Origin of the sequence: Burkholderia sp. R-40, assembly GCF_049942845.1 — a bacterium.
In the GTDB taxonomy this organism is placed as follows: domain Bacteria; phylum Pseudomonadota; class Gammaproteobacteria; order Burkholderiales; family Burkholderiaceae; genus Burkholderia; species Burkholderia ambifaria.
In genome coordinates, this window is sequence record NZ_CP187968.1 from 129,984 (window position 1) to 152,500 (window position 22,517).

General features: G+C 61.9%; 16 protein-coding genes and 1 pseudogene. 6 read left to right on the forward strand and 11 right to left on the reverse strand.

Annotation, left to right across the window (positions count from 1 at the left end):
• Positions 1–105: 105 nt before the first annotated feature.
• From ACP26O_RS16925 to ACP26O_RS16935, 3 genes are all read left to right on the forward strand, one after another.
• Positions 106–519 carry a MarR family winged helix-turn-helix transcriptional regulator gene (locus ACP26O_RS16925; protein ID WP_006754165.1) on the forward strand — a complete coding sequence of 138 codons (414 nt, stop codon included), beginning with the start codon at positions 106–108 and terminating at the stop codon, positions 517–519.
• 30 nt (positions 520–549) lie between these two features.
• Complete coding sequence (locus ACP26O_RS16930) at positions 550–2,337, forward strand: chloride channel protein (protein WP_175663710.1); 1,788 nt, start codon at positions 550–552, stop codon at positions 2,335–2,337.
• A gap of 487 nt (positions 2,338–2,824) precedes the next feature.
• Entirely contained in the window at positions 2,825–3,151 is a 327-nt protein-coding gene (locus ACP26O_RS16935; protein ID WP_011658969.1) for a hypothetical protein, read from the forward strand.
• Positions 3,152–3,262: 111 nt separating this feature from the next.
• Here the strand turns inward: ACP26O_RS16935 and ACP26O_RS16940 are convergent, their stop codons facing one another.
• Both ACP26O_RS16940 and ACP26O_RS16945 read right to left on the reverse strand, forming a co-directional pair.
• Positions 3,263–3,583, reverse strand: a complete 321-nt coding sequence (locus tag ACP26O_RS16940; protein ID WP_012366195.1) for a pyrimidine/purine nucleoside phosphorylase — start codon at positions 3,581–3,583, stop codon at positions 3,263–3,265.
• Positions 3,584–3,760: 177 nt separating this feature from the next.
• On the reverse strand, positions 3,761–4,663 hold the full coding sequence (locus tag ACP26O_RS16945; protein ID WP_011658971.1) for a LysR substrate-binding domain-containing protein: 903 nt from the start codon (positions 4,661–4,663) through the stop codon (positions 3,761–3,763).
• 181 nt (positions 4,664–4,844) lie between these two features.
• Here ACP26O_RS16945 and ACP26O_RS16950 point away from each other — a divergent pair, with 181 nt between their 5' ends.
• The 3 genes from ACP26O_RS16950 (at position 4,845) to tssF (ending at position 9,755) form a co-directional block, all read left to right on the forward strand.
• On the forward strand, positions 4,845–6,029 hold the full coding sequence (locus tag ACP26O_RS16950; protein WP_175663709.1) for a M20 aminoacylase family protein: 1,185 nt from the start codon (positions 4,845–4,847) through the stop codon (positions 6,027–6,029).
• 43 nt (positions 6,030–6,072) lie between these two features.
• Positions 6,073–7,398 carry an MFS transporter gene (locus tag ACP26O_RS16955; protein ID WP_175663708.1) on the forward strand — a complete coding sequence of 442 codons (1,326 nt, stop codon included), beginning with the start codon at positions 6,073–6,075 and terminating at the stop codon, positions 7,396–7,398.
• Positions 7,399–7,961: 563 nt separating this feature from the next.
• Positions 7,962–9,755, forward strand: coding sequence for a type VI secretion system baseplate subunit TssF (gene tssF, locus ACP26O_RS16960; RefSeq protein WP_175663707.1), 1,794 nt, complete (start codon positions 7,962–7,964; stop codon positions 9,753–9,755).
• Positions 9,756–9,757: 2 nt separating this feature from the next.
• Here tssF and ACP26O_RS16965 read toward each other — a convergent pair whose 3' ends face one another.
• The 9 genes and pseudogenes from ACP26O_RS16965 to ACP26O_RS17005 form a co-directional block, all read right to left on the reverse strand.
• Entirely contained in the window at positions 9,758–10,012 is a 255-nt protein-coding gene (locus ACP26O_RS16965; RefSeq protein WP_175663706.1) for a PAAR domain-containing protein, read from the reverse strand.
• Positions 10,013–10,063: 51 nt separating this feature from the next.
• Entirely contained in the window at positions 10,064–10,840 is a 777-nt protein-coding gene (locus ACP26O_RS16970; protein ID WP_175663705.1) for a hypothetical protein, read from the reverse strand.
• On the reverse strand, positions 10,833–13,841 hold the full coding sequence (locus ACP26O_RS16975) for a glycoside hydrolase family 19 protein (RefSeq protein ID WP_244103671.1): 3,009 nt from the start codon (positions 13,839–13,841) through the stop codon (positions 10,833–10,835). Before ACP26O_RS16975 ends, ACP26O_RS16970 begins: the two co-directional genes overlap by 8 nt.
• A gap of 61 nt (positions 13,842–13,902) precedes the next feature.
• Positions 13,903–16,423, reverse strand: a pseudogene (locus tag ACP26O_RS16980) (type VI secretion system Vgr family protein).
• 611 nt (positions 16,424–17,034) lie between these two features.
• Complete coding sequence (locus tag ACP26O_RS16985; protein ID WP_175663704.1) at positions 17,035–18,144, reverse strand: porin; 1,110 nt, start codon at positions 18,142–18,144, stop codon at positions 17,035–17,037.
• A gap of 57 nt (positions 18,145–18,201) precedes the next feature.
• Positions 18,202–18,621: a DoxX family protein gene (locus ACP26O_RS16990; RefSeq protein ID WP_012366203.1), complete on the reverse strand. Its 420-nt coding sequence runs from the start codon at positions 18,619–18,621 to the stop codon at positions 18,202–18,204.
• A gap of 187 nt (positions 18,622–18,808) precedes the next feature.
• The gene (locus ACP26O_RS16995; RefSeq protein ID WP_175663703.1) at positions 18,809–20,086 is read right to left on the reverse strand and encodes a cytochrome c; all 1,278 of its coding nucleotides are present in this window, start codon (positions 20,084–20,086) and stop codon (positions 18,809–18,811) included.
• Positions 20,087–20,088: 2 nt separating this feature from the next.
• On the reverse strand, positions 20,089–21,708 hold the full coding sequence (locus ACP26O_RS17000) for a GMC family oxidoreductase (RefSeq protein ID WP_011658979.1): 1,620 nt from the start codon (positions 21,706–21,708) through the stop codon (positions 20,089–20,091).
• The gene (locus ACP26O_RS17005) at positions 21,708–22,214 is read right to left on the reverse strand and encodes a sugar dehydrogenase complex small subunit (protein ID WP_012366206.1); all 507 of its coding nucleotides are present in this window, start codon (positions 22,212–22,214) and stop codon (positions 21,708–21,710) included. Before ACP26O_RS17005 ends, ACP26O_RS17000 begins: the two co-directional genes overlap by 1 nt.
• Between the last annotated feature and the right edge of the window lie 303 nt (positions 22,215–22,517).

Below are 22,517 nucleotides of genomic sequence, written 5' to 3' on the forward strand. Positions count from 1 at the left end.
GCACCGACGCACGACGCAATGCTGCTCATTCCGCCATAAATCGGCCACTTATATCACGTTGTGATATATTCAACGCTACCGAAACCGCTTGTCCAATCGACTGCAATGACCGATAACCGACGCTCGCTGACCAAAAGCGATTTCCAGCAACTGTCCGAGTTCCGCTATCAGATGCGCCGCTTCGAGCGCTTCTCCGAACGCGCCGCGCAAAGTGAAGGCGTAACGCCGCTGCAATACCTGCTGCTGCTGCACATCAAAGGCTACCCGCACCGTGAATGGGCAACCATCGGGGAAATCGCCGAACGCCTGCAGGCGCAGCATCACGGCGTCGTCGCGCTGGTGACGCGCTGCGAGGCGCTCGGGCTCGTGAAGCGCAAGACGAGCGAAGCGGACCGCCGGCAGGTCGAGGTACACCTCGAAGAGGCCGGCGAAACGCTGCTCGCGCGCCTCGCGGCCATGCATCGCGCCGAGCTGAAATCGCTCAAGGGCGCGTTCCAGGTTCCGCAGATCGATTACTGACCCACGCTTTACCGACCTTTCCTCACGCCGATGAACGCACCACACAAACGCGATTTCTCGACCAACGAACGCCTGCCCAGGATCGCGTTGCTCGCCGCCGGCATCGGCCTGCTCAGCACGCTGGCGGCATTCGTGCTGTTGAGCCTGATTCACCTGTTCACGAACCTGTTCTTCTTCCAGCAGTTTTCGTTCGCCGACCGCTCGCCCGCGAACCATACGCTCGGTGCATGGGTGATCGTCGTGCCGGTGATCGGCGGATTGATCGTCGGGCTGATGGCGCGCTTCGGTTCGGAGAAGATCCGCGGCCACGGCATTCCCGAGGCGATCGAGGCGATCCTGTTCGGCAAGAGCCGCATGTCGCCGAAGGTCGCGATCCTCAAGCCGCTGTCGTCGGGCGTCGTGATCGGCAGCGGCGGCCCGTTCGGCGCCGAAGGCCCGATCATCATGACGGGCGGCGCGCTCGGCTCGCTGATCGCGCAATGCGTGCACGTGACCGCCGCCGAGCGCAAGACGCTGCTCGTCGCGGGCGCAGCCGCCGGCATGACCGCCGTGTTCGGCACGCCGGTCGCCGCCGTGTTGCTCGCGGTCGAGCTGCTGCTGTTCGAATGGCGTCCGCGCAGTTTCCTGCCGGTCGCGCTCGCCTGTGCGGTCGCCGGTTTCGCACGCGCGGTGTTCTTCGGCGTCGAGCCGCTGTTTCCGCTGACCACCGCGTCGCCGACGCCCGTCGCGCTACTGTCGTGCATCGTCGCGGGCCTGCTGTCGGGCATGCTCGCGTGCGGGCTGTCGGCGGCGCTGTACCGCGTCGAGGACACCTTCGCGAAGCTGCCGGTCCACTGGATGTGGTGGCCGGCGCTCGGCGCGGTCGTGATCGGCATCGGCGGCTGGCTCGAGCCGCGCGCGCTCGGCGTCGGCTATGACGTGATCGGCGACCTGCTGCATCAGCACATCGCGCTGAAGATCGCGCTGGCGCTATTGATCGTGAAAGCCGTGATGTGGGTGATCGCGCTCGGCTCCGGCACGTCCGGCGGTGTGCTCGCCCCGCTGTTGATGCTCGGCGCGGGCCTCGGCACCGTGCTGTCGCCGGTGCTGCCCGGCGGCGATCCGGCGCTGTGGCCGCTCGTCTGCATGGCCGCCACACTCGGCGCCACGCTCGGTGCACCGCTCACCGCGATCGTGTTCGCGTTCGGCCTCACGCACGATGCAAACGCGCTGCTGCCGCTGCTCGCGGCGACGCTCGTCGCGCACGGCTTCGCGACCATCGTGATGAAGCGCTCGATCATGACGGAAAAGATCGCGCGCCGCGGTTATCACATCTATCGCGAATACGGCGTCGATCCGCTCGAACGTCACGACGTGGCTGAAGTGATGACGCCCGCCGACGCGCTCGTCGCGATCGACGGCGCCACGCCGCTCGACGCCGTCGAGTCGCAATACTTCGGCGCGAAGCAGATGCACCGTGCGTACCCGGTCGTGCAGAACGGCCGCCTGCTCGGCCTCGTCGATCGCGCGACGCTCGACGCGCACCGCGCGCAAGCCGGGCCCGACGCACCGCTCGCGAGCGCGTTCGCCGATCGCCCACCGGCCGTCGCGCAGGCACACGAGACCTGCCGCGTGGTCGCATCGCGACTCGCGATGCTCGGCCTCGAACGCCTGCCGGTCGTCGACGATCCGCAATCGCTGCGCCTCACCGGCATCGTGTCGCGCAGCGACCTGATCAAGCCCGCGCTCCAGCACTTCGACGACGAACAGAAGCGCGAGCGCTTCCGTCCGGTCGTGCCGGTCAACCTGCGCGATATCGGCGCCCGCAAGGCCGGCTGATTTTTGCAACGGTGCACGGCGCGCCGGCCGCGCACCGCTCTATTCGTCGTCTCCCGCGGTCCGAAACGGCGCGTTTGGCGTTTAAACTTCGTTGACAGTTCATCGGACGGAAGTTTGTCATCATGGTGCTCATGCGACGGGGCCACCATTCAGCCATTCCAATTCGTCATCCAATAAAGAAGCGTCGCGGCGCGACATGCAGACACATGCAGCACGCCGCGGCCGTCAATCCGCCACACCACAGGGCAGCGAGCCGACCTCACGAAGCATGACGTCGTTGCCGCGTCCCCGCCTCCATGCGGGCCGCACGCGACGTATGCCGCAGCGCCGCAGAACACACAGCATCCGGATCGCCGTTTGGCAAGCGCGTTAACAACTTGTTGCGGAATCGCCGGAACCGCATGTGTCGAATGCAATCTCACAGAAACGCAGTTCTGCTGCGCATCCCACTCAATCAATCACGACTCGAGGGAGATAAAACGTGAACATGAAATACTTACCGCTCATCGCATTGACCGTGGCAATTTCTGCTCATGCTGCCGATCCGGCCATGCAGAATGTGGGACAAAGCCAGAAATCCGCTCCGGACGTCTCGGCATGCATCGCCAAGACTTGGGCTGACAAGTCGCAGCAACAGGTCGTCTCGCAGAACGTGCTCGCCAACGGTCTCGCGACCGATGTCTACGTACCGGGCCAGCAACCGCCGAACGGCGCGGCCGCGATGGTTCGCCCGTCGGGGCAGCCGGGCGCGAAGACCTGGGTCGGCGTGCGCGGCGACGCCGCTTCCGCCGGCGACATCAGCGCCTGCCTGTAAGCCCCGCACCGCGCGGCATTGCGCCGTCCGCATGCGACGAGCCCCGCTTCGGCGGGGCTTTTGTTTTGGCGCGTCGGCCGCGCGCATGCGCGGCGGCCGAAGCCTGGACGCTTACAGGTAGCTGCAGACGTAGTCGAGTGTCTCGAGCACTTCGATGTCGAAGCGGCTCTTGCCCGGCACCGAGAACGATTCGCCGGCGCCATAGGTTTGCCATTCACTGCTGCCGTCGAGCTTCACGCGACACTTGCCTGCCTGCACTTCCATCAATTCGGCCGCGTCCGTGCCGAAGTTGAGCGCGCACGGCAGGATCACGCCGAGCGTCTTGCGCGTGCCGTCCGGGAAGAGCACGGTATGCGACACGCACTTGCCGTCGAAGTAGACGTTCGCGCGCTTGACGACCGATACGTTGTCGAATTGGGTTGCACTGGTCATGTGATGCCTCTGATTGCTGGATGCCGGATGGCGTGTTGTCGGAAGCCGGCCGTGGCGGCAGGCCGGCCGCTATGATACCGGCTCGCGGCGAGCGAGCCGCAAGCCGGCCATGCCGGGAATGCCCGGCAGATAGTCAGGATCACTACTTGATGCGACGCACGCCCTCGCCTGCACTGCTCATCCGAGCCCTTTGCGTCGCGCGGAATCGCGCAGGCAGTCGAGCAGCATCGCCGCGGCCGGCGTGAGCGGGCTGTCGCGGCGCGTGACGACCTGCACGGACACACCCGGCAGCCGCTCGCGGATCGGCAGCACCGCGAGCTGGTCGCGCGCCCACTCGCCGTGCAGCAGTTGCTCGGGCATCGACGCGATCAGGTCGCAGCGCGTCATCAGGCTGTGCGCGAGCCCGAAGCTCGGGCATTCGACGACCCGCTGCGGCACCGGCAGCCCATACGCGACGAACGAGTTGAACAGCACCTGGGTCGAGCTTTCGGGCGACGGATTCATCAGCCAGTCGGCGTCGACGAGATCGGCGAGCGACGTGGCCGACGCAAGCGGATGGCCCTTGCGCGCGACGATCAGCGATCGGCTCGCATAGAGTTCCGCGTGATCGAACTCGGCAGCGAGCAATTCGGGCACGACGACGGCCACCGCGAAATCGAGCGAGCCGTCGTGCAGCCGCGGCAGCGCGACGCCCGGAAACCCTTCGATGAGATTGACGCGCGCGACCGGAAAGCGCCGCCGGAACGCGCGAAACGCATCGGGCAGGATCGTCACCGCCGCCGCCGGCGTGATCGCCGCCGCGACCGAGCCGGTCATCGCGCCCTGCGCCTGCTCGATGTCGTCGCGCGCGCGCTGCATTTCCGCGACGATCAACCGCGCGCGCACCTGCAATTGCTGGCCGAACGCGGTGAGCTGCACGCCCCGCGCGGTGCGCACCACGAGCGATACGCCGAGCGCGATCTCCAGCTCCTTGACCGCCTTCGTCAGTGCCGCCGGCGACACGTTCAGGCGCCGCGCGGCCGCGCGGATGCTCCCTTCTTCCGCGACGGTGACGAACGCTTTCAGCTGATGGTATTTCATGGGGGCAATGCGTGATCCGTGGAAACCCTGTGCGCCGTGACGCTTGCCGGCCGAGGGTATTCCCGAGCGGCAACCAGTGGTGTGCACCAAAGCAATTTAGCAGCTTCTGGTACGCAAAAGAAGTTTATATGCTTGCTCGTCATATGCGCGTCAAACGCCCACCGGCCCCACAGGAGACACCATGCTGCAAGCCGTGAACCCCGTCATCCCCGGCATCGCCGCGATCGCGCCCGACCTGATCGACGTGCGCCGCCGCATCCACGCACACCCGGAACTCGCGTTCGAGGAAACGCTAACGAGCGATCTCGTCGCCGAGCTGCTCACCGGCTGGGGCTACGAAGTGCATCGCGGCATCGGCAAGACCGGCGTCGTCGGCGTGCTGCGCGAAGGCCAAGGCACGCGCACCGTCGGGCTGCGCGCCGACATGGATGCGTTGCCGATCGCCGAAGCCACCGGCCTGCCGTACACGAGCCGCCATGCGAACAAGATGCACGCGTGCGGCCACGACGGCCACACCGCGATGCTGCTGTGCGCGGCGCGTCACCTCGCAGCCACGCGCCAGTTCTCCGGCACGCTGAACCTGATCTTCCAGCCGGCCGAGGAAAATTTCGGCGGCGCGAAATCGATGATGGACGACGGCCTGTTCGACCGCTTCCCGTGCGACGCGATCTTCGCGATCCACAACATGCCGGGCCGCGCCGCCGGCGACATGGCGTTCCGCACCGGCGCCGCGATGGCGTCGGCCGACCGCGTGACGATCACGCTGCGCGGCGTCGGCGGTCACGGCGCGATGCCGCATTTCGCGCGCGACCCGATGTCGGCCGCGGGCAGCATCATGGTCGCGCTGCAGACCATCGTCGCGCGTGAGGTCGATGCGCAGCATGCGGCCGTCATCACGGTCGGCAGCGTGCAGGCCGGCGAGACCTTCAACATCATTCCGGAAACCGTCGTGATGAAGCTGTCGGTGCGCGCGCTGGACGCCGACGTGCGCGCGCTGCTCGCACGCCGCATCGAAGCGCTCGTGAAGGGCCAGGCGGAAAGCTTCGGCGTCGCGGCGGAAGTGGATTACGACTACGGCTATCCGGTGCTCGTCAACCATCCGGAACCGACCGCGTTCGCCGCCGACATCGCGCGCCAGATGCTCGGCGCCGAGCGCGTCGAAACCGACGCCGCGCCGCTGATGGGCAGCGAGGACTTCGCGTTCATGCTCGAGGCACGCCCCGGCTGCTATGCGTTCATCGGCAACGGGATCGGCAGCAAGGGTGGCTGCATGGTGCACAACCCTGGCTACGACTTCAACGACGACATCCTCGCGATTGGCGCGAGTTACTGGGTTCGCGTCGCCGAAGCCTGGCTCGCGGCCTGACGGCCCTTCATCACGCAGTCCCGCGCCTTAGCAGGGGAACCCCATGGAAACGTCCGCCCTTTCGTTCGCCGGCACGCCGGTCGATGCCCGCGCCGCCGCGAAGAAGCGCCGCCTGATCGCGGCCGCCGCGGTCGGTAACGCGCTCGAGTTCTACGACTTCACCGTCTACAGCTTCTTCGCGATCCTGATCGGCAAGCTGTTCTTTCCGGTGCACTCGTCGTTCGGGCAGTTGATGCTCGCGGTCGCGAGCTTCGGCGTCGGCTTCGTCACGCGTCCGCTCGGCGGGCTCGTGATCGGCATGTACGCCGACCGCGCCGGCCGCAAGAAGGCGATGATCCTCACGCTGCTGCTGATGGCGCTCGGCACCGCGACGATCGCGGTCGCGCCGACCTTCGCGCAGATCGGCCTCGTCGCGCCGCTGCTGCTCGTGCTCGCGCGGCTGCTGCAGGGGTTCGCGTCGGGCGGCGAAGTCGGCGCGTCGACGACACTGCTGCTCGAACAGGCGCCGCAGCACCGCCGCGGCTTCTACGCGTCGTTTCAGTTCTCGAGCCAGGGGCTCGCCGCGCTCGCGGGGGCGCTGACCGGCGTCGCGCTAACGTCGACGCTCAATGCCGCGCAACTCGAAAGCTGGGGCTGGCGCGTGCCGTTCATCATCGGCACGCTGTTCGTGCCGCTCGGCTACTGGCTGCGCCGCACCGTCGAGGAAGTGCCGCCTGCCGCGCCCGCTGCCGCCGCCACGCACGACGAGCCGGTCGCGTCGCTGCCGCTCGCCGCCGTGCTGCGCCATCACGGCAAGGCCGTGTTCGCGGGCCTCGGCGTGACGATCGGCGGCACGTCGATCCACTACATCATCGTGTTCTACATGGCGATCTACGGCGTGCAGGTGCTGCACCTGCCGACCTGGCTGTCGATGACGGCCGGCTGCGTCGCCGGCGCGATCCTGATGCTCGTGACGCCGATCGGCGGCCACCTCTCCGACGTCTACGGACGCAACCGGATCGTCTGGTGGACGCGCATCGCGCTGATGGCCGCGATCTATCCGGCGTTCATCGCGCTGAACCGCTGGCCGGGCGCCGCGTCCCTGCTGTCGATCATCGCGGCGCTGTCGATCGTGCACGCGATCAACATCGGCGCGACGGGTGCGATGCTCGGCGAGTTGTTCCCGCGGGCGGTGCGTGCCACCGGCGGTGCGCTGGTGTATAGCGTGGGCGTCGCGATCTTCGGCGGCTTCGCGCAGTTCTTCGTGACTTGGCTGATCGCGGCGACCGGGAATCCGAATGCGCCTGCGTGGTATGCGATCGGGTGTGGCGCGTTTACGCTGCTCGCGATTCGGTGCATGGATGAGAAGGCGGGGAAGGCGCTTGATTGAGGGCGGCGGCCGAGGCGCGGCACGCGATTGATGCGGCGCGTCCGCATCGCGCATGTGGCGCCATACGTCGCGGCCCCGTCAATCAGATTTCCTTTTGGGATATTCGGCCCGGAATGCATAACTACAGTGCGTCCGAGAAGCAATGGAAGTTTGCGTATCACGAGCCGGAATCGGAACGTCGGCTCTTAGCCGAATCCTCTCGGAGTTCACATTTCGAAACATCTCCACGTCGATATCGAAGAAGCGAAGATTGACTAAAAATCCATAAATATGGATCACTTACTATCAATCAATTTTTTTACAACCCTGGCCCGAAATACCCGCGAAAGCATGCACCTTTTCGCGTATTCATGGTCTGGTAGCGTCGAATTCCAGGTAAGTGCGTGCGAAAAAACATGCGCTTTCATGCGCGAAAAATGCACCTGTATGCAGCCTTATCAACCGCCATATTCCGGACTCGGCCGACCAGGCTACGGGTATCTCTGAGGACGAAGAGTCGGCTACGATGACCGCTGGACAATACGACGCACGTCGTAAACCGCAGAGGCCTTACGACGTTGGATATGCACGACAAGCTGCGCGGCTACTATGAACAGGAACTGGCAAAGCTGGAGAATCAGTTCGCTTCCTTCTCCAACGAGTATCCACGAATTGCCGCTCGCCTAGGCTTTACAGGCGGTCAAACGAACGATCCGCATGTCCAGCGCATGATGCAAGCGTTCTCGTTGATGGCGGCCGAAATCCGGGTCAATTTGGACAACGGCGCTCCGACGTTCTCTGAAGCGCTACTTCGTGTGCTGCATCCGCACTATCTGCGGCCGTTTCCGGCATGTTCCATTGCGCGCCTCGATCCCACGAAGGATTTGCCGGACAAGCCCGTTATTTTGCCCCGTGGGATGGGCCTCACGTCGCGCGGCGGGCAGGTCCGATTTCGGACAGCCTACAACGTCACGTTTGCACCAATCCGCATCGTGAGCGCCCAATTCTCGCCCACCGCAGTCGCGCCCGCACACGCCGCATTGCCGCCGGACACCACAAGCGTCATTTCCATCACGATTGAGTCCACAGCCACCGCACCACTTCAAGCGGTTTCGCCCGAAGTGCTTCGCATCCACCTCGCTGGAGAACGTCAGACGGTCGCGGCACTGCTCGATACTGTTCTACTGCGCGTTCCGGGCGCATTTGTTGAAGAAAACGGCAGTGGGCGCTGGACGCCACTTGCAGGAATTCCTGTTACACCAGTCGGGTTCGGCCCTGACGATACGCTGCTGCCGCCATCCCGAACCTCGCCGATGATTCAACCGCTGCTCGAATATGTCGCGTTTCCCGACAAGTTCGATTTCCTCGATATCCACTTGCGCCGATGCCTACAGCCGTCCCAAATGAACGGCGCGCGACGAATCACGCTGCACCTGGTTGTCGGTAGCGTGCACGCAGATTCACGCACCGCACGGGCGCTAGCGCCGCTGTCGGCCGGCAACCTCGTACCGTTCTGTACGCCTATCGTGAATCTGTTCGCGCATACGGGCGTCAGATCGTTACGCGGCGAAGTCGTCGCGAACTATCCGCTCGTACCGAAACCCGGCCGACCTGACATGCGCGGCATCTACTCGATTGACGCGGTACGCGATCCGTCAGGCGGGACCGTCATTCCGCCATTGAACGCGTGGAGCGCGGGGACTGGCGAGCGGTTCTGGCTCGCGCGTCATGATCCCTACGCGGAAGCCCATCGCCCCGGACGAGAAACATCACTCGTGCTGCTGCGCGCGGATGGGACGGCTGCGGCAGCGATGCCGCTGCAATTGAGCGTCGATCTGACGTGCACAAACCGCGACTGGCCATCGCGAATGCGAATTGGCTCACTCAACGGCGATCTAAAAAACGAAAGCGTCCAAGTGCCGTGCATTATCACGATGTTGAAGCAGCCGACGCCGACCTATCACGCGTCTCGTGAAGCGGACGCACAGTGGCGCGTAATCGCGTTGACGACGGCCAATCTGACGCAGTTGACGCGCGAGGGATGGACGGACTTCTTGAAGCTCATGCGTCAACTTGCACCGAACGACCGGTGCGCTAAACACATTGCAGCAATTTCGTTCGTGAAGCGAAACATTGTCGAACGGTTGCTGGTAATCAAGCCGCACGCGAAACTTGTGAGAGGCTTCGAAATCGTGATGGCGGCGGACGAGAACGCGTTCACCGAAAACAGCATGGGCGCGCTGATCCTTCTGCTCGACCTATACCTATCGCGCTACGCGCCGGCCAACAGCTTTACGCAACTCGTCGTGCTGTCGAAGAACGACGGCTCCGTGATCGTACGCTGTCCGATGCGGTCAGGCCTTGTGCCGCTGCTGTAGCGTTACACGAGGCTCGAAATCAGGTGACAGCCGCACGTCGCTCGATGGCCATGTCGCGCAATCGGAATACCATTGTCCCTCATCGCTTCATCACCTTCCTCGATGATGTTCGGTGACACGTCGGGATGCTGCGGGCACGATACACAGTCGCCTTTGCGAGCGACATAGCGGCCATCGAATTTCATGGCCGATGATCCAGTTTCAACTTTGCCGCCGTGGTCGGTATCGTCGCCGACTCTAATAAAATTGATTGACATTTCTACATTTAGATAAAATTAAATTGCCAACACTTCAATTAAATTCCTTAATTACGGCACAACATCAAGCGATTCGCACGCTAACCACATGTCTAGCGGCACCTTCCCAGACGAGTACTTTACTCGACACCACCCTGCAGATACATCCTCAACGACAGCTCGATCCCCCTTTATCAGATATTTATTTGTCTTATTTTTTATACTCGAATCATCGTAAAGATAGCTTTTCTTATTAAGAACTACCGGTATTTTATTTTCACCACCCATCAACGGCGCAAAGGGAGAAGCAATTCCACGCAAAACTTCAGCCTTCGATTGATATGGGAATTTATAAATTATTTTCCGCCCATCCGATAGCCAGCTATAATCCGCCCCAAACCATTCGGATGCCCGCTCGTCACGACGGAGATTTTTATCAATCAAATCAAAAACAGAAACCGAATAAAATTTTCCAGATGAATTTGGCTCCACGAGCGAACTTCTCACATCCATGGAGTGAATTACAAAAATACCTTCATTGCGATCTCGGCCAATGCTCGCCGAAAACACATCTACGATCTTTCCGGGCGTCGCATCATACAGAAGCCCTCGCCCCTCCGCCTTAACCGGGACACCTCCATTCGCGATGTAGTACAAAGAAATGGTATCGGCACCGATCGACTCCCTAGTCTTCGGATCTAGTACGGGCTCCTGGACAAAGCAAATCGTGCCACTCGTTATATTCAACGGCGGATAAATTTGTGGTCTACGGATATCGGCACATGTACTTCCCGCATATGCCGGACCACAAATAAGGATAGCTGCCAGAGCAACAATACTTTTAGTCATCGGTACACCCGGAAGAAAAATCTTGGTTGAATACGGAAGAAATTTCCCTATGAAACTGCTGCCGCTCGGAAAGAGCCATACATTTCGTATTTATCGGTTTAGTAACCTTCGCCACTCCTTCATCGCCTCTAGTAGCTGGATCATCCGCAATCGCGCCAATCCCTGTGCTACTCCAATACCATAGTCCGCTTTCGATGATAACGCGATTATTAGTTGAAACGAGTTCGGGCTGACTATCAACGGGATAACCAATCGCCTTTGCGCATCGCTGGTATGACTCATAAAACGTCAATTGTAGCAAACCACGACCACGGAAATCCTTCCCCGGCTGCTCATCCGCCCCAAAGCAATGCTCTCCATAGGCTGCATCATTCGCAACCAAATGATCCTGAATCCATGCTATTTTTTCATCGGGGGTTGCAAATTTCATATTCTTTCGAGAAAAGCCTTTGTCAATCGCCGTCGGAGCCATCCTATATAGGCTCCTCCCGGTGTAGCTCGCGTAATTTAGAGACTCCCGAAATGAAGTGAAGCGAGTTGTCTCCACCTTGGCTTGAGCTAGTATATGCTTCACTTGACGACAGCTATTTACCCCGTAATTTGAGAACAAGTCAGTTGACGCGCCAATTAACTCATCAACAAAATCAGCCTTTGCGGCAGGGGCAATTTTCCCTAAAAATTCTTTGGTTAATGTAATGACTGCTCCGCATTTCTTGCATACAAGATTTTTCCCAGAGAAATTCCCAATCAACCCAATCGGATGGAAGTGCCACGGCGAAAGATCCGTGAGGAAACCATCAACCCCCTTGATTTGCTCCCACCACTGAAGCTTCGCGAGCCGATCAAGCTCCGTCTTCCACATCTCGGTCTGCTTCTGCATGAGCGGGCTGAGTTCTTCCCACTTGCCGAGGCCGCCGCCCCATTCGGTTTCGTTACGCACCACAAAATGCGACACCGCTTCGGCCATCCACGGCGTTTCCAGTGCGTGTTTCAGTTCCTGCGCCGACACCTTCCCGTCTTGGTTCGTGTCGATCGCCTTTTCGAGTTTCGTGATGAGTTCACCGGCGTTGACCTTCGCCGCCGCTCCCATAAACTCCGTGCCGTCCTCATCCGCCAGATATTGCTCGGTCGTATGTATATGGCGTTTGAACATGTCAGCAGGGCTGACGCTGCCGTTGTCAACCAATTCGAAACCCGGCCATTCCCAAGGACTCCGGAACTGTACATGCGGGTGGTCGGTTTCACACACCCAGCCTTGCCGTTCAGACCCATCCTTCGAACCGATCGTGATATTCCACCAATGATGGCCCTTATCATCGATTGCGATGTTATCCGCGCCAAGCTTGTCGAGTTCAGCGCGACGAAGCACACGCCGGAAGTCTGCGCCGGGCCCTGTGGCTTTGGAAACGGCCAGCGGAAAGTTCTGCCACCCCGACACATTCGCCGTGCTGATCGTATTCGCGAGACTGCTTTCTACCCACATCGGTTTCCCGACGTCCTTGAAGCTCTGCGTCGCCTTCTGCTTACCCTTCGCCGGCACATTCGTCACGCTCTTCGGCTGCACCTTTACCCAACGTGAGCCTTTCGCGTCGCGTATCGGCACGAGCTTCAATCCCGCCTGCATCAATTTCTGATCGGACGCAGGAATTTCGCTGACCAACTTGGCCCCCGGCTCGATTTCCAGAAGCGGTTTGTTTTTATCGTTCAGTTCTTTGGCACGCGCGCGGCTTTGATCAATGAAATCCTTGAAATCCGCGCCCGCGAACACTTCGAGATGCAACATCGGGTAGTTCGGCTTCGGCGGTATCGGGCTCGCCTTCCTGGGCCATTGATACTGGCCGACATGCGCGACGACTTCGCCTGCTTTGATGCGCTTCGGCTCCTTCAGGATAACGACTGTATCGAGCGGCTTCGGATCGACAACGGCATCCAGTTCTCCTTTGAACACGTAGCCCCAAGGCGCTTGGGGGGATACCGGCTTACCCACTTCGGCGGACAAAACCGTGCCCGATTTGATGCCCCTGATCTTGATCCAGTCCGTGTGCGCGGGATCGCCTTCACCGGCAATCACTTCGGCCCCTGTCGGCAATATCCCGAGAATCTTGCTCGTTCCACTTGGCAATTCCCGAATGCGCAACCCCGTCTGCGGAGCCGGTGGGGCGACATCTTGATCGCTATCGGTCGGTATCGGTTCGTTCTGGCTGGTGTTGTTGATCGGCAGATCGTCGGCCGAATCCGTACGCGTAGCGGGAGGCTGCGCGGGCGCCTTCCGCTTCGGCACCGATTGTTGGTCCTTCGCCTTGTCCCCGACTCGATAATAGCGATCGCCTTCCCAGTACGACATCGGCGTTGGAAACGCCGGATCCGGTTTCGGGTTCGCCTTGGCCTGCTCAATCGCCTTCTGATAGGTCGCCCAATCCATCGTGTGCATGTACAGGCTGAAAAACACGAGGGATTTGTCGTTCGCCGGTTTGGTGTTGGGCGGCGCGTTATCGGCTGGAGCGGGTGTAGGAGGTGCCGCGTTGGTCGATGCTGGCGTGGGAGCCGATGCGGGGGCTGAAGCCGGTTTCGCAGGTTCCTTCGGTGCCGGTCTCGGCGGCAATTTCAGCTCATGCCGAACCAGTACAAAGCCTGTCGAGTAGTGCGCCAGACCAAGGTTGTTCGGATACGTCGTTTCCTCGTATTTCGTGTTCAGCCTATACGCAACAATCTTGCCGTCCGCGATCGCGCGCACACCGCTGTCCTGCTTCAACATTTCCGCGCTGCCTTCGGCGAAGTGCACACCCCCATGCCACATTCCGCTGACGCCCATCGGATAAAAGCCGTTCTCACACTTCGCCAGCGCCCGGAAATACGTCATCGGGTCTGTCGCGTCGACCTTACCTACGGGCGTGAACGGATACGCCCAGCTCAGCGTGGTATCCGCAGGTTCCGTTGGTTTCGGGGCCGAGTGCGGCGCGGTCGCTGGATGGTGCTTCTTGTTAGGGGTTGTCTTGCTCATGATTCCCGACTCGGATTCGGTTTCAGGATTTTTTGTGATTAGACTGTACCGGTCTCGCGGTTCAACCGGAGAACACGGTGAAACGCCCGCCCTCGGTCGATACCGGCGACGAATGCAGCGGATTTTGCAGCGCACCGCTTGCGGCACCGGCTTTCTCCCAATCCGCGCACTTCTCCACAATCTGTCCCGTCGTCACGTTCTCGATCATGTCCGCCGTTAATATGATATACGAGCCACCCGCGCCAATCCACACTTCCTCGGCCGTCAGAATCAGCTTCGTGCGCGCCGTAATCTTCACATCCTGCGAGGCTGCCAAGCTCATCGAATCGTTCTGGGCCTGAAGGTCTATCGGGCCGCTCGCCGCGTAGATCTTGACGCCAAGCTTTTCCGCAAACAGGCTAATCTGTTCCAGTACGCTGGCGAGCAACGCTCGTCCGGCTGCGAGGTTGATGTTCTCCCCGGCGACCAGGTTGGTTTGCTTGTTTGCCGTGATATGCGCCGATCCTTGCGTCGATGCGGCGATGCCTTCCGGACTCGACAGCAGCATGATCGGTTTCGCGAAGCCGTTCGCATTACCCGTACCGCCGCCTGCCGTGCGACCGCCCTTAGATGTGCCGGCCACCGGGTGCTGCGTTGCGTCCGTGAAAGTTTTCAGTGCGTCGTGGCCGTCTTGCTGACTCTGCGCCCGATTCGTTTCACTCGCCTTCGACACCGTCTCCAGCACGGCTTCCGCACCGGCGAGCGGCTCGGTGGCGGCCGTCGTACGTTCAGCGGCTGGGCGGTGGCTGGCTGCGTCGATACATACAGCCCTTGCTCGGCGCGTACCGCACCATAGCCCAAAGACTTGAGGTCGAAACCCTGCCCGATGAATGCACCGCGCGTATTGCCCGAATGCTGGATCAGGTAGCCCAGATGCAGATGAGAGCTATAGCTCGTCGAGTACAAGTGCACGCGGTTCTGCCCGCTGGCGTCGTCCATCATGAGTTGGTTGTAGCCGTCGCCGCCGTATTCACGCGACCACAATCCGGACAGCAGGCCATGCGTGTGCCATACCGGCATCGTTGCGCCACCATGCATTCTCGAGATGATCACCGGCCGGTCGCAATCGCCATTGACGAACCCCATCAACACATGATCGTTTTTGCGCAGTGGAAACATGCCGCCGCGCTTGTGGCCCGCGTCGGGCATCGCCGCACGTATCCACGCCGACACGTTCTGGTCACCGTCATTGAGTCGATTGGACGTCAGTCGGACCTTCGCTCGCAGCATCGCATCCGTATAAATCTCTTCGGCCTCCGGCCCGCCGACGATGCCCGTCTGAAGCTGCATGATCGGTTTCTTGTGTTCGAACGGACTACGAAACGGCGTCTTGCGGCGCCGTTGCGCCTCGATCTCGACGTGGAAAAATCCGACGCCGCCATCACCATGACTCACGGACGAACCCGTCCCAGCTCGCGTGCACCTGCTCGATCTCAGCTGCGCAAACTCCGCGAAAACCGCGTCAGCTCATCCAGGCCCGGCAGGTTGTTTTGAATCAGCCAGTTCGCTCGCGATAATCGACAATTCACGCTCTTCCTCCGGCAGCGCATCAAGAACCGGATGCCCCGTCACCATCAACCAGTAGCGGGTAGGCCATACGCAACGCAATGCGCCCACACCGTAGAAGCGTTGCGCGCGTGAGCGCCATTCTTCGGTGACAACGTTTGCCTGAGCCTCGCCCATGTCGCGATCCGGCCCACGTCTGTGACCCGGTATATACGTACTCCTCACCTTGCCCCGGAACATCCTCCAGATCGGCCGCCGGCATACTGACCTGCTTCTAAAGGTCCGGACGCTTGTAGTCGGCCGTGCCGAGTGTCGAGCGTCGCCGCTAATTGTGCGTCCTGCTGTTCGCTCAACTGGGTGAGTCCATCGAAATCCTCGTTCTGCACCGAGCGGCTAAACAAAATGGTCTTGTACTTCAACTCGGGAACCGAGAAAAGATCGTCCATGATGACGACCTTGTGCGACTTGCCGTCCTTTGCGAAATCGAAGCGCGGAAACACGCCGACTTCCTCCAGACTCCGGTGCACGAAATTCCAGTCGGTTTCCCACTGCACGCGGTGCGAATACGAGCGCAACGCCTGACGCAGTTGCCAAGTAAAGTTACCAGCCGCCTGCGGATACTTTCCCAGCACATCGGACACGGTTTGTTGCGCAGGGGTCTCGATCCAGTCGCGCCGGTCACTGCCGAGGCGCAGCAGCGCGAGGAACGAATTGAAGCGGAGTTGATAGTACGTATTGGCTCCGTCCCCGCCCAAGCGACTGAAGGCAGTCACGTAACCGTGAATCGGCATTTCGCTGCCGTCCGTTTGACGAATCCACAGCGTCACGGATTGCCGGATCAGCGCCTTCGCCTGAATCGTTTCGAGGCGCGTCGACGTTGCGTCGATCGTGAATTCGAAGTCTCGCCCAAGGCATGCGCGCCCACGGACATAAAGCGGGACCAACCAGTCTTCGCCAAGCGGCGTATCGAGGCGGACAATCCGCCCGTGTTGCACGTATTGCGTGCGCAGTGCCTTGTTCAGGAGATCGGAAACCATCAGGCTACCCCGTACCGTGTAGTAACAAAAACGGCCGCCGGGCAGCACCGGGCGGCGGATTGGTATCTCATCGAAATAGGAAAAGGCCCAGAATTTTTCGGTCACTGCTGACCTTCGGCGTAGACACGATTCAAGCCGCACATCTGACCGAACCGGGATTCATCATATCAAATCGAATTCGGATATGGCTTACGTCATGCTTTCGAGAAAAACGATATCGTCAGGCGGCACGGGCACGCAGCCCGTGCGGTCACTGCATTCGGCCGCGGTAGCGACAGCGCCCGCCGTAGCCCGGGCCAGCCAGATAGCGATAAATCGAATAACCGTCGTTTACTTTGAAACTTTCAGTCCATAAACGTCAGAAACTGTGAAGCCATCGAGCACGGACTCCCCGCAACGCAATGCTCGTGCAAGCCATGCGCCCTCTGCAGGCTAATGGATAGCCGAGCAACGTGCAGTTGGCTACATGAGAAATGCCGCGGCCGATGCGATGGCCTCCGATTCCGCCGGCCGACATCGGCATGCTTGCCACAACGCTTTGCAAGCGCCGTAAATGCAAAAAGGCACGGGTTCGATCACCCGTGCCTTTTGCGTATCTGGCGTGCCCGCACTCAGAACGTATGCATCATCCCCACATACGCCCCCGTCTGCGACTCACCGGTCATCGGACTCGTCCCCGACGTCGCATCGCGCGGCGACGCAATCAGCGAGAAGTTCGAATTCCCGCCATTCCGCACATAAGCAACCGTCCCATACAGGAACGTCCGCTTCGACAAGTTGTATGTGGTACCCAGCACATACATGATCGCGTGGCCTGACGGATCGTGCGATGCATCGCCGCCGCCATCGCCCACCTTCACGTAATACCCGCCGCCCGTCACGGCCCATTGCGGAGTGGCCGTATAAGTCGCACCGAGCCAGTAATGATCGGCGCGATCGGCGACACCAGCCGGGCTGTCAGGCGCCTGGTAATGCGTATACGCGCCCTGGATCTTGAACTTCGACACCTTCACGTTCGCGCCGACGAAATACTCGCGCGACGCGGTGAAGATGTTGCTGAACTTGCCGTTGTTGTCGCGCAGCTCGTCATAGATGCCGCGCACGTCGAGCACCGGCGAGTGGTACGAGATCATGATCCCGTCCGAGCGGCCGAAATCGTCGGCCGCGCCGTAGTTGAAGCCGCGCGACTGGTTGCCGAACGCATACTGCGCCTGCACGTCGAAGCCCCCGATCACCGGGCTGTGATACTCAATGTTGTTGCTGCTCTGCTGCCAGTTGCGCCCGCGCACGAGCGACGCCGACGAAAACGCCTGCTGCACGAACGGATCGAATTCCCACACGCCGTCGCTGTCGATGAACAGGTTGCGGCCGGCCTGCAGCTGGCCCCACGTGTCGCTCTTCAGCCCGACATACGCGCGGCGCGACCACAGGCGTCCACCGCCCGTCGTGCCGTTCATCACCTGGAACGCGGTTTCCAGGTTGAAGACGGTCGACATCCCGCCGCCGAGATCCTCGAAACCCTTCAGGCCGAACATGCTGGTGCCCCAGTCGCCGCCTTCCGCGCTCCAGCGCGTCGAGCTGCCGTTCGGCGTCGCGATGTGGTTCAGGTATTCGACGCCGCCGTCGATACGGCCGTACAGCGTCACGCTGGTTTGTGCGAATGCGGCCGCCGGTGCGGCGGCCGCGATTAGCCATCCTAGATGTTTGAGTCGCAAAGTCATGCCCCCTCGCAGTCTGGACCGTCCGACACGCGCCCCATGCGCGCGCCGGCGATCCGTTCACCCGCGATCGATCGAAAAACGTCCGGGGCCCGCCGCGCACAGCGCAAGCAAGCCGCCGGAGATCGCGATGTTCTTGTAGAAATGAATCATGTTGTTCATCTGCTCGCCGCCCGTCATCGTCCAGTAGTGGTGGCCGATGAGCGCGGTGCCGATGGTATACAGCGCAAGCAGCAGCGCAAGCGGCCGCGTCTGGAAGCCGATGAGGAGCGCGATGCCGACGAACAGCTCCATCACGACGGCGATCGCCGCCGAGATGATCGGCGCGGGCGCGCCCTCGCTTCCCATGAACGCGATCGTACCGGAGAAGTCGACGATCTTCTTCCAGCCGAACATCACGAACAGGATCACGAGCAGGATTCGGGACAGCAGCAGCAGCACATCGCGCTGGGACGCGAGAAACGGTTGATTCGGTGTCATGGTGTGATCAACGAAAGCGATGCGCGAACCGCGCGCACCGGATTGCCAACGAACCAGGACAGGCGGCCGCCAGTGCCGCCCGCCCCGCTCTGCAACAACCGGCATCGGGGCCCGCCCGATGTGCTGTGCTCCTCCTCTTTCAGAGTTGCGCTGCTAGATACCACTTCCTACCGCTTCGTGTCCGGCCTCAACGCGCCTTCGCGACGTCCTGCTCGGTCACCTTCGCGGCGGGATTGCCGAACTGCCCGGTCAGGTAGTTCGCCAGCGCGGCGATCTGCGCATCCGACAGCTCGTGGCGGAACGCCGGCATCCCGACGTCCTCGCTGCCGGCCTTGCGCTGCACGCCGTTCAGGATCACCTGCACGAGGTTCGTCGGATTGGACGCGCCCACCGTCGAGTTGTGGAACAGCGACGGGTAATAGCCGTCCGGCGTGCCCTTGCCCTGCATCTGGTGACAGCTCGCGCAGTTGCCGAGATACAGCCGCGCCGGATCGATGCCCGACGATGCGAGCGGCACGCCACGCAGCTTCAGGCCGTCTTCCGCCGGCTTGCCCCACGACGAACGCGACTGCTTCGCGTCGCCGCTGGCCACTGCCGGCACCGTGCGGATGTAGGTTGCGATCGCGCCGATGTCGGCGTCGGTCATCTTCGAGAAGCTGTGCTCGACCGCCTCGGCCATCGGACCGGCCGCCTGCGCGACGCCCGGCACGCTGCCGGTACGCAGATACTGGACGAGCTGCTGCTGCGTCCAGCCGCCGATCCCCGCGTGCGGGTCCGACGTGATGTTGTAGCCATCCCAGCCGGCCAGCACCGAGCCCGACAGGAAGCTGCCGCCGGTCTCGTCGAGCGACTTCTCCTGCATCGCGATGCCGCGCGGCGTGTGGCACGTGCTGCAGTGCGCGAGGCCCTGCACCAGGTACGCACCGCGGTTCCACTCGGCACTCTGCGACGGCTTCGGCTGGTACGCGCCGTCCTTCAGGAACAGCCAGTTCCAGATCTTCAGCGGCCAGCGCATGCTCAGCAGCGGCGGAATCTCGTTCTTCGGCGGCGTCTGCTTGACCGGCTCGACACCATGCATGAAGTACGCGTACAACGCCTGCACGTCGTCGTCGTTGATCTTCGCGTACGACACGTACGGCATCGCCGGGTACAGGTTCGCGCCGTTCTTCGACACGCCGTGACGCACCGCGCGCTCGAAGTCGTCGAACGTCCAGGTGCCGATGCCGGTGTCAGGGTCCGGCGTGATGTTGCTCGTATAGATCTTGCCGAGCATCGGCACCGGCATCGGGAGGCCGCCGGCGAACGGCTTGCCGCCCTTCGCGGTGTGACAGGCCATGCAGTCGCCCGCGACCGCGAGATATTCGCCGCGCTTGATCTGCGCGGGATCGGCCGAATCGGCCGCGCGCACGAGCCCCGGCAACGCGAGGCTGCCGGCGAGGAGGAAGGTGAGAGTAGATTTCCGCACGGTCAGACTTCCTTCTTCAGCGTGTCCGACATCCGCAGCGCCAGCGCCGCGATCGTCAGCGTCACGTTCACCGTACCGACGGTCGGCATCGTCGAGCTGCTCGAGATGAACAGGTTCGGATGGTCGAACGTGCGGCAGTCCTTGTCGACGACCGAGTCGCGTGCATCCGCGCCCATGATCGTCGAGCCCGTGATGTGGTTGTTCGGCGCGAACTCGTCGTTGAACACGACATCGGTACCGCCCAGCACCTTCGCGGCGGTCGCGTAGACCTCGCGCGTATGCACGGCGCCGCGCTTCACGTAGTCGTCGATCGCATACGTGATTTCCGGGCGCGGAATGCCGATCGCGTCGGTGGCCGTCTTGCTCGGCACGATGCGGTTCTCGGGCTGCGGCAGGATTTCGTGGAAGCAGTCGAACTGCACGTAGCGCGCGGAACGATCGCGGATCTGCGCGTCGAGCTCGTCGGACTTCATCAGCTTGCCGGCCTTGAAGATCTTCTGCGTCTCCTGGTTGATGCGCGACATGTTCGACAGGTGGATTTTCTTCGCGGCTTCGGTCGCCCGGAACGGGCCGTCGCGGAAACCGATCAGCGACGTCATCTCCTGCGGGCCGCGGCCCGGCCACAGCTTGTCGCTCGCGTAGAACGACACGCCCGTGCCCGGGTGGTCCATCAGGTTGCGCCCGACCATGTCGGAGCTGTTCGCGACACCGTTCGGGAAATCGCGGTTCGCCGACATCAGCAGGATCTTCGGCGTCTCGATGCCGTTCGCGGCCACCACGAAGTACTTGCCTTCGACGCGATGGTCGGCGCCCGTCTTGTCCTTGTAGATCGCGGCGACGATGCGCTTGTCCGGACCGGTCTCGAGCTTGTAGACGACCGCGCTGTCGATCAGCTTCGCGCCCGCCTGCTCGGCCTTCTCGACGTGCACGATGCCGTTGTACATCGCGCCGATCGGGCAAATCGGCATGCAATTGTTGTTCCCGCAACAAGTCGGCCGGCCGTCGTACGGGCGGCTGTTGCGCGCGACCGGCTCGGTCACGACGTGGAACTTCGGGTCATAGCCGTTGAGCGCGCTCTTGATCGTCTGTTCGTTGAACGACAACGGCAGCGGCGGCATCGGGTACGCCTGCTTGCGCGGCGAGTACAGGTCTTCCTCGGGGCCGGGGCCCCACACGCCGAGCTCTTCCTCGGCGCGCTGGTAGTAATGCTCGAGATCGTCGTACTGGATCGGCCAGTCGCGGCCGACGCCGTACACCGTCTTCATCTTGAAGTCGTTCGGGATGAAGCGCCACGCCGACGCGGCCCAGTGCCACGTCGTGCCGCCCACCGCACGGATGTACTGCGAGTTGAACTTGTGCTCGCCCTTCAGGACCAGGTAGTCGTTCGGCGGGCCGTATTCCGGATGCGGCGCCCACGGGCTCGACGGGTACGGCGCCATGAAGTCCGTCTTGTCGGGCTGGTTGCGGAAGCGCTCGACGATCTCGCCGCGCGGCATGCGCGGGCCTGCTTCGAGCAGGATCACCGACTTGCCCGCCATCGCGAGCTGATGCGCGACGATCGCGCCCGCGACACCGGACCCGACGACCACGACGTCGGCCTTTTGCGTATCGGTATCCGCCATCAGGCTTGCCTCTCGATCGGTTTTTCGGCCCAGAAGCCGGGTTTGTTGGGGCAATACGAAGGAATCACGAGCGTATCGGACACGACGCTGAACATTAATGCTTCTTCGTAAGTAATCACGACGTTGTCGACGATGCCGAGATACCACGCGCCGAGAATCGACAGCGCGGCGTTTTCCTGATCGGCATCCAGTGAACCGGACGCGAGCGCGCCGGCGAGTTGCGACAGACCGTCGGCCGTCTTGAACGAACCCTTCTGCAGCGCGTGCAGGAAGCGTTCGCCGAGCACGCGGCTCAGCCCTTTCTTGCCTGTCAGTGCTTCGGAGAGCGTCATGAACGTATCGAGCGGCGCGGTGCCGGGATTATCGGCCAGGGCCCGCAACGCCAGCGAGCCGGTGAGGCCGGCCGCCGTCAGCGCCAGTGCGCCCTGCAGCCATTGACGCCGCGTGATGCCGGATACGGATGCGTCGCTTGCGCGACGCGAGTGGGGGGTGTTGTCGTTGTGCATGTTTCCTTCTCTCGAACACCGGATTCGGGAAAACCACGCTTGATATTTCTCAAACTTTCGCGCGGCCCTGAAATGTACGCGCACAATTCGAATCGGACAATGCTTTTATAGTCGATTAAATGTTCCGCAAGCCGAGACAATCGACATTTCGCGGCATCTTTGTGTCGTCGGCGCGACAATTCTGCATCGTGGCGAAGTGTGTCGCAAGCCGACGACACGCGCCGCCCCGTCCCGCCATCCGCTCGCATGCGCGTCGGTTAGAATCCCGTGCAATCAAACAGAAAGCTTCCCTCCGAGGGCATC

Coding starts and splice junctions, on each gene's coding strand:
- ACP26O_RS16925 (WP_006754165.1), top strand. CDS start 106: ATGACCGATAACCGACGCTCGCTGACCAAAAGCGATTTCCAGCAACTG.
- ACP26O_RS16930 (WP_175663710.1), top strand. CDS start 550: ATGAACGCACCACACAAACGCGATTTCTCGACCAACGAACGCCTGCCC.
- ACP26O_RS16935 (WP_011658969.1), top strand. CDS start 2,825: ATGAAATACTTACCGCTCATCGCATTGACCGTGGCAATTTCTGCTCAT.
- ACP26O_RS16940 (WP_012366195.1), bottom strand. CDS start 3,583: ATGACCAGTGCAACCCAATTCGACAACGTATCGGTCGTCAAGCGCGCG.
- ACP26O_RS16945 (WP_011658971.1), bottom strand. CDS start 4,663: ATGAAATACCATCAGCTGAAAGCGTTCGTCACCGTCGCGGAAGAAGGG.
- ACP26O_RS16950 (WP_175663709.1), top strand. CDS start 4,845: ATGCTGCAAGCCGTGAACCCCGTCATCCCCGGCATCGCCGCGATCGCG.
- ACP26O_RS16955 (WP_175663708.1), top strand. CDS start 6,073: ATGGAAACGTCCGCCCTTTCGTTCGCCGGCACGCCGGTCGATGCCCGC.
- tssF (WP_175663707.1), top strand. CDS start 7,962: ATGCACGACAAGCTGCGCGGCTACTATGAACAGGAACTGGCAAAGCTG.
- ACP26O_RS16965 (WP_175663706.1), bottom strand. CDS start 10,012: ATGTCAATCAATTTTATTAGAGTCGGCGACGATACCGACCACGGCGGC.
- ACP26O_RS16970 (WP_175663705.1), bottom strand. CDS start 10,840: ATGACTAAAAGTATTGTTGCTCTGGCAGCTATCCTTATTTGTGGTCCG.
- ACP26O_RS16975 (WP_244103671.1), bottom strand. CDS start 13,841: ATGAGCAAGACAACCCCTAACAAGAAGCACCATCCAGCGACCGCGCCG.
- ACP26O_RS16985 (WP_175663704.1), bottom strand. CDS start 18,144: ATGACTTTGCGACTCAAACATCTAGGATGGCTAATCGCGGCCGCCGCA.
- ACP26O_RS16990 (WP_012366203.1), bottom strand. CDS start 18,621: ATGACACCGAATCAACCGTTTCTCGCGTCCCAGCGCGATGTGCTGCTG.
- ACP26O_RS17000 (WP_011658979.1), bottom strand. CDS start 21,708: ATGGCGGATACCGATACGCAAAAGGCCGACGTCGTGGTCGTCGGGTCC.
- ACP26O_RS17005 (WP_012366206.1), bottom strand. CDS start 22,214: ATGCACAACGACAACACCCCCCACTCGCGTCGCGCAAGCGACGCATCC.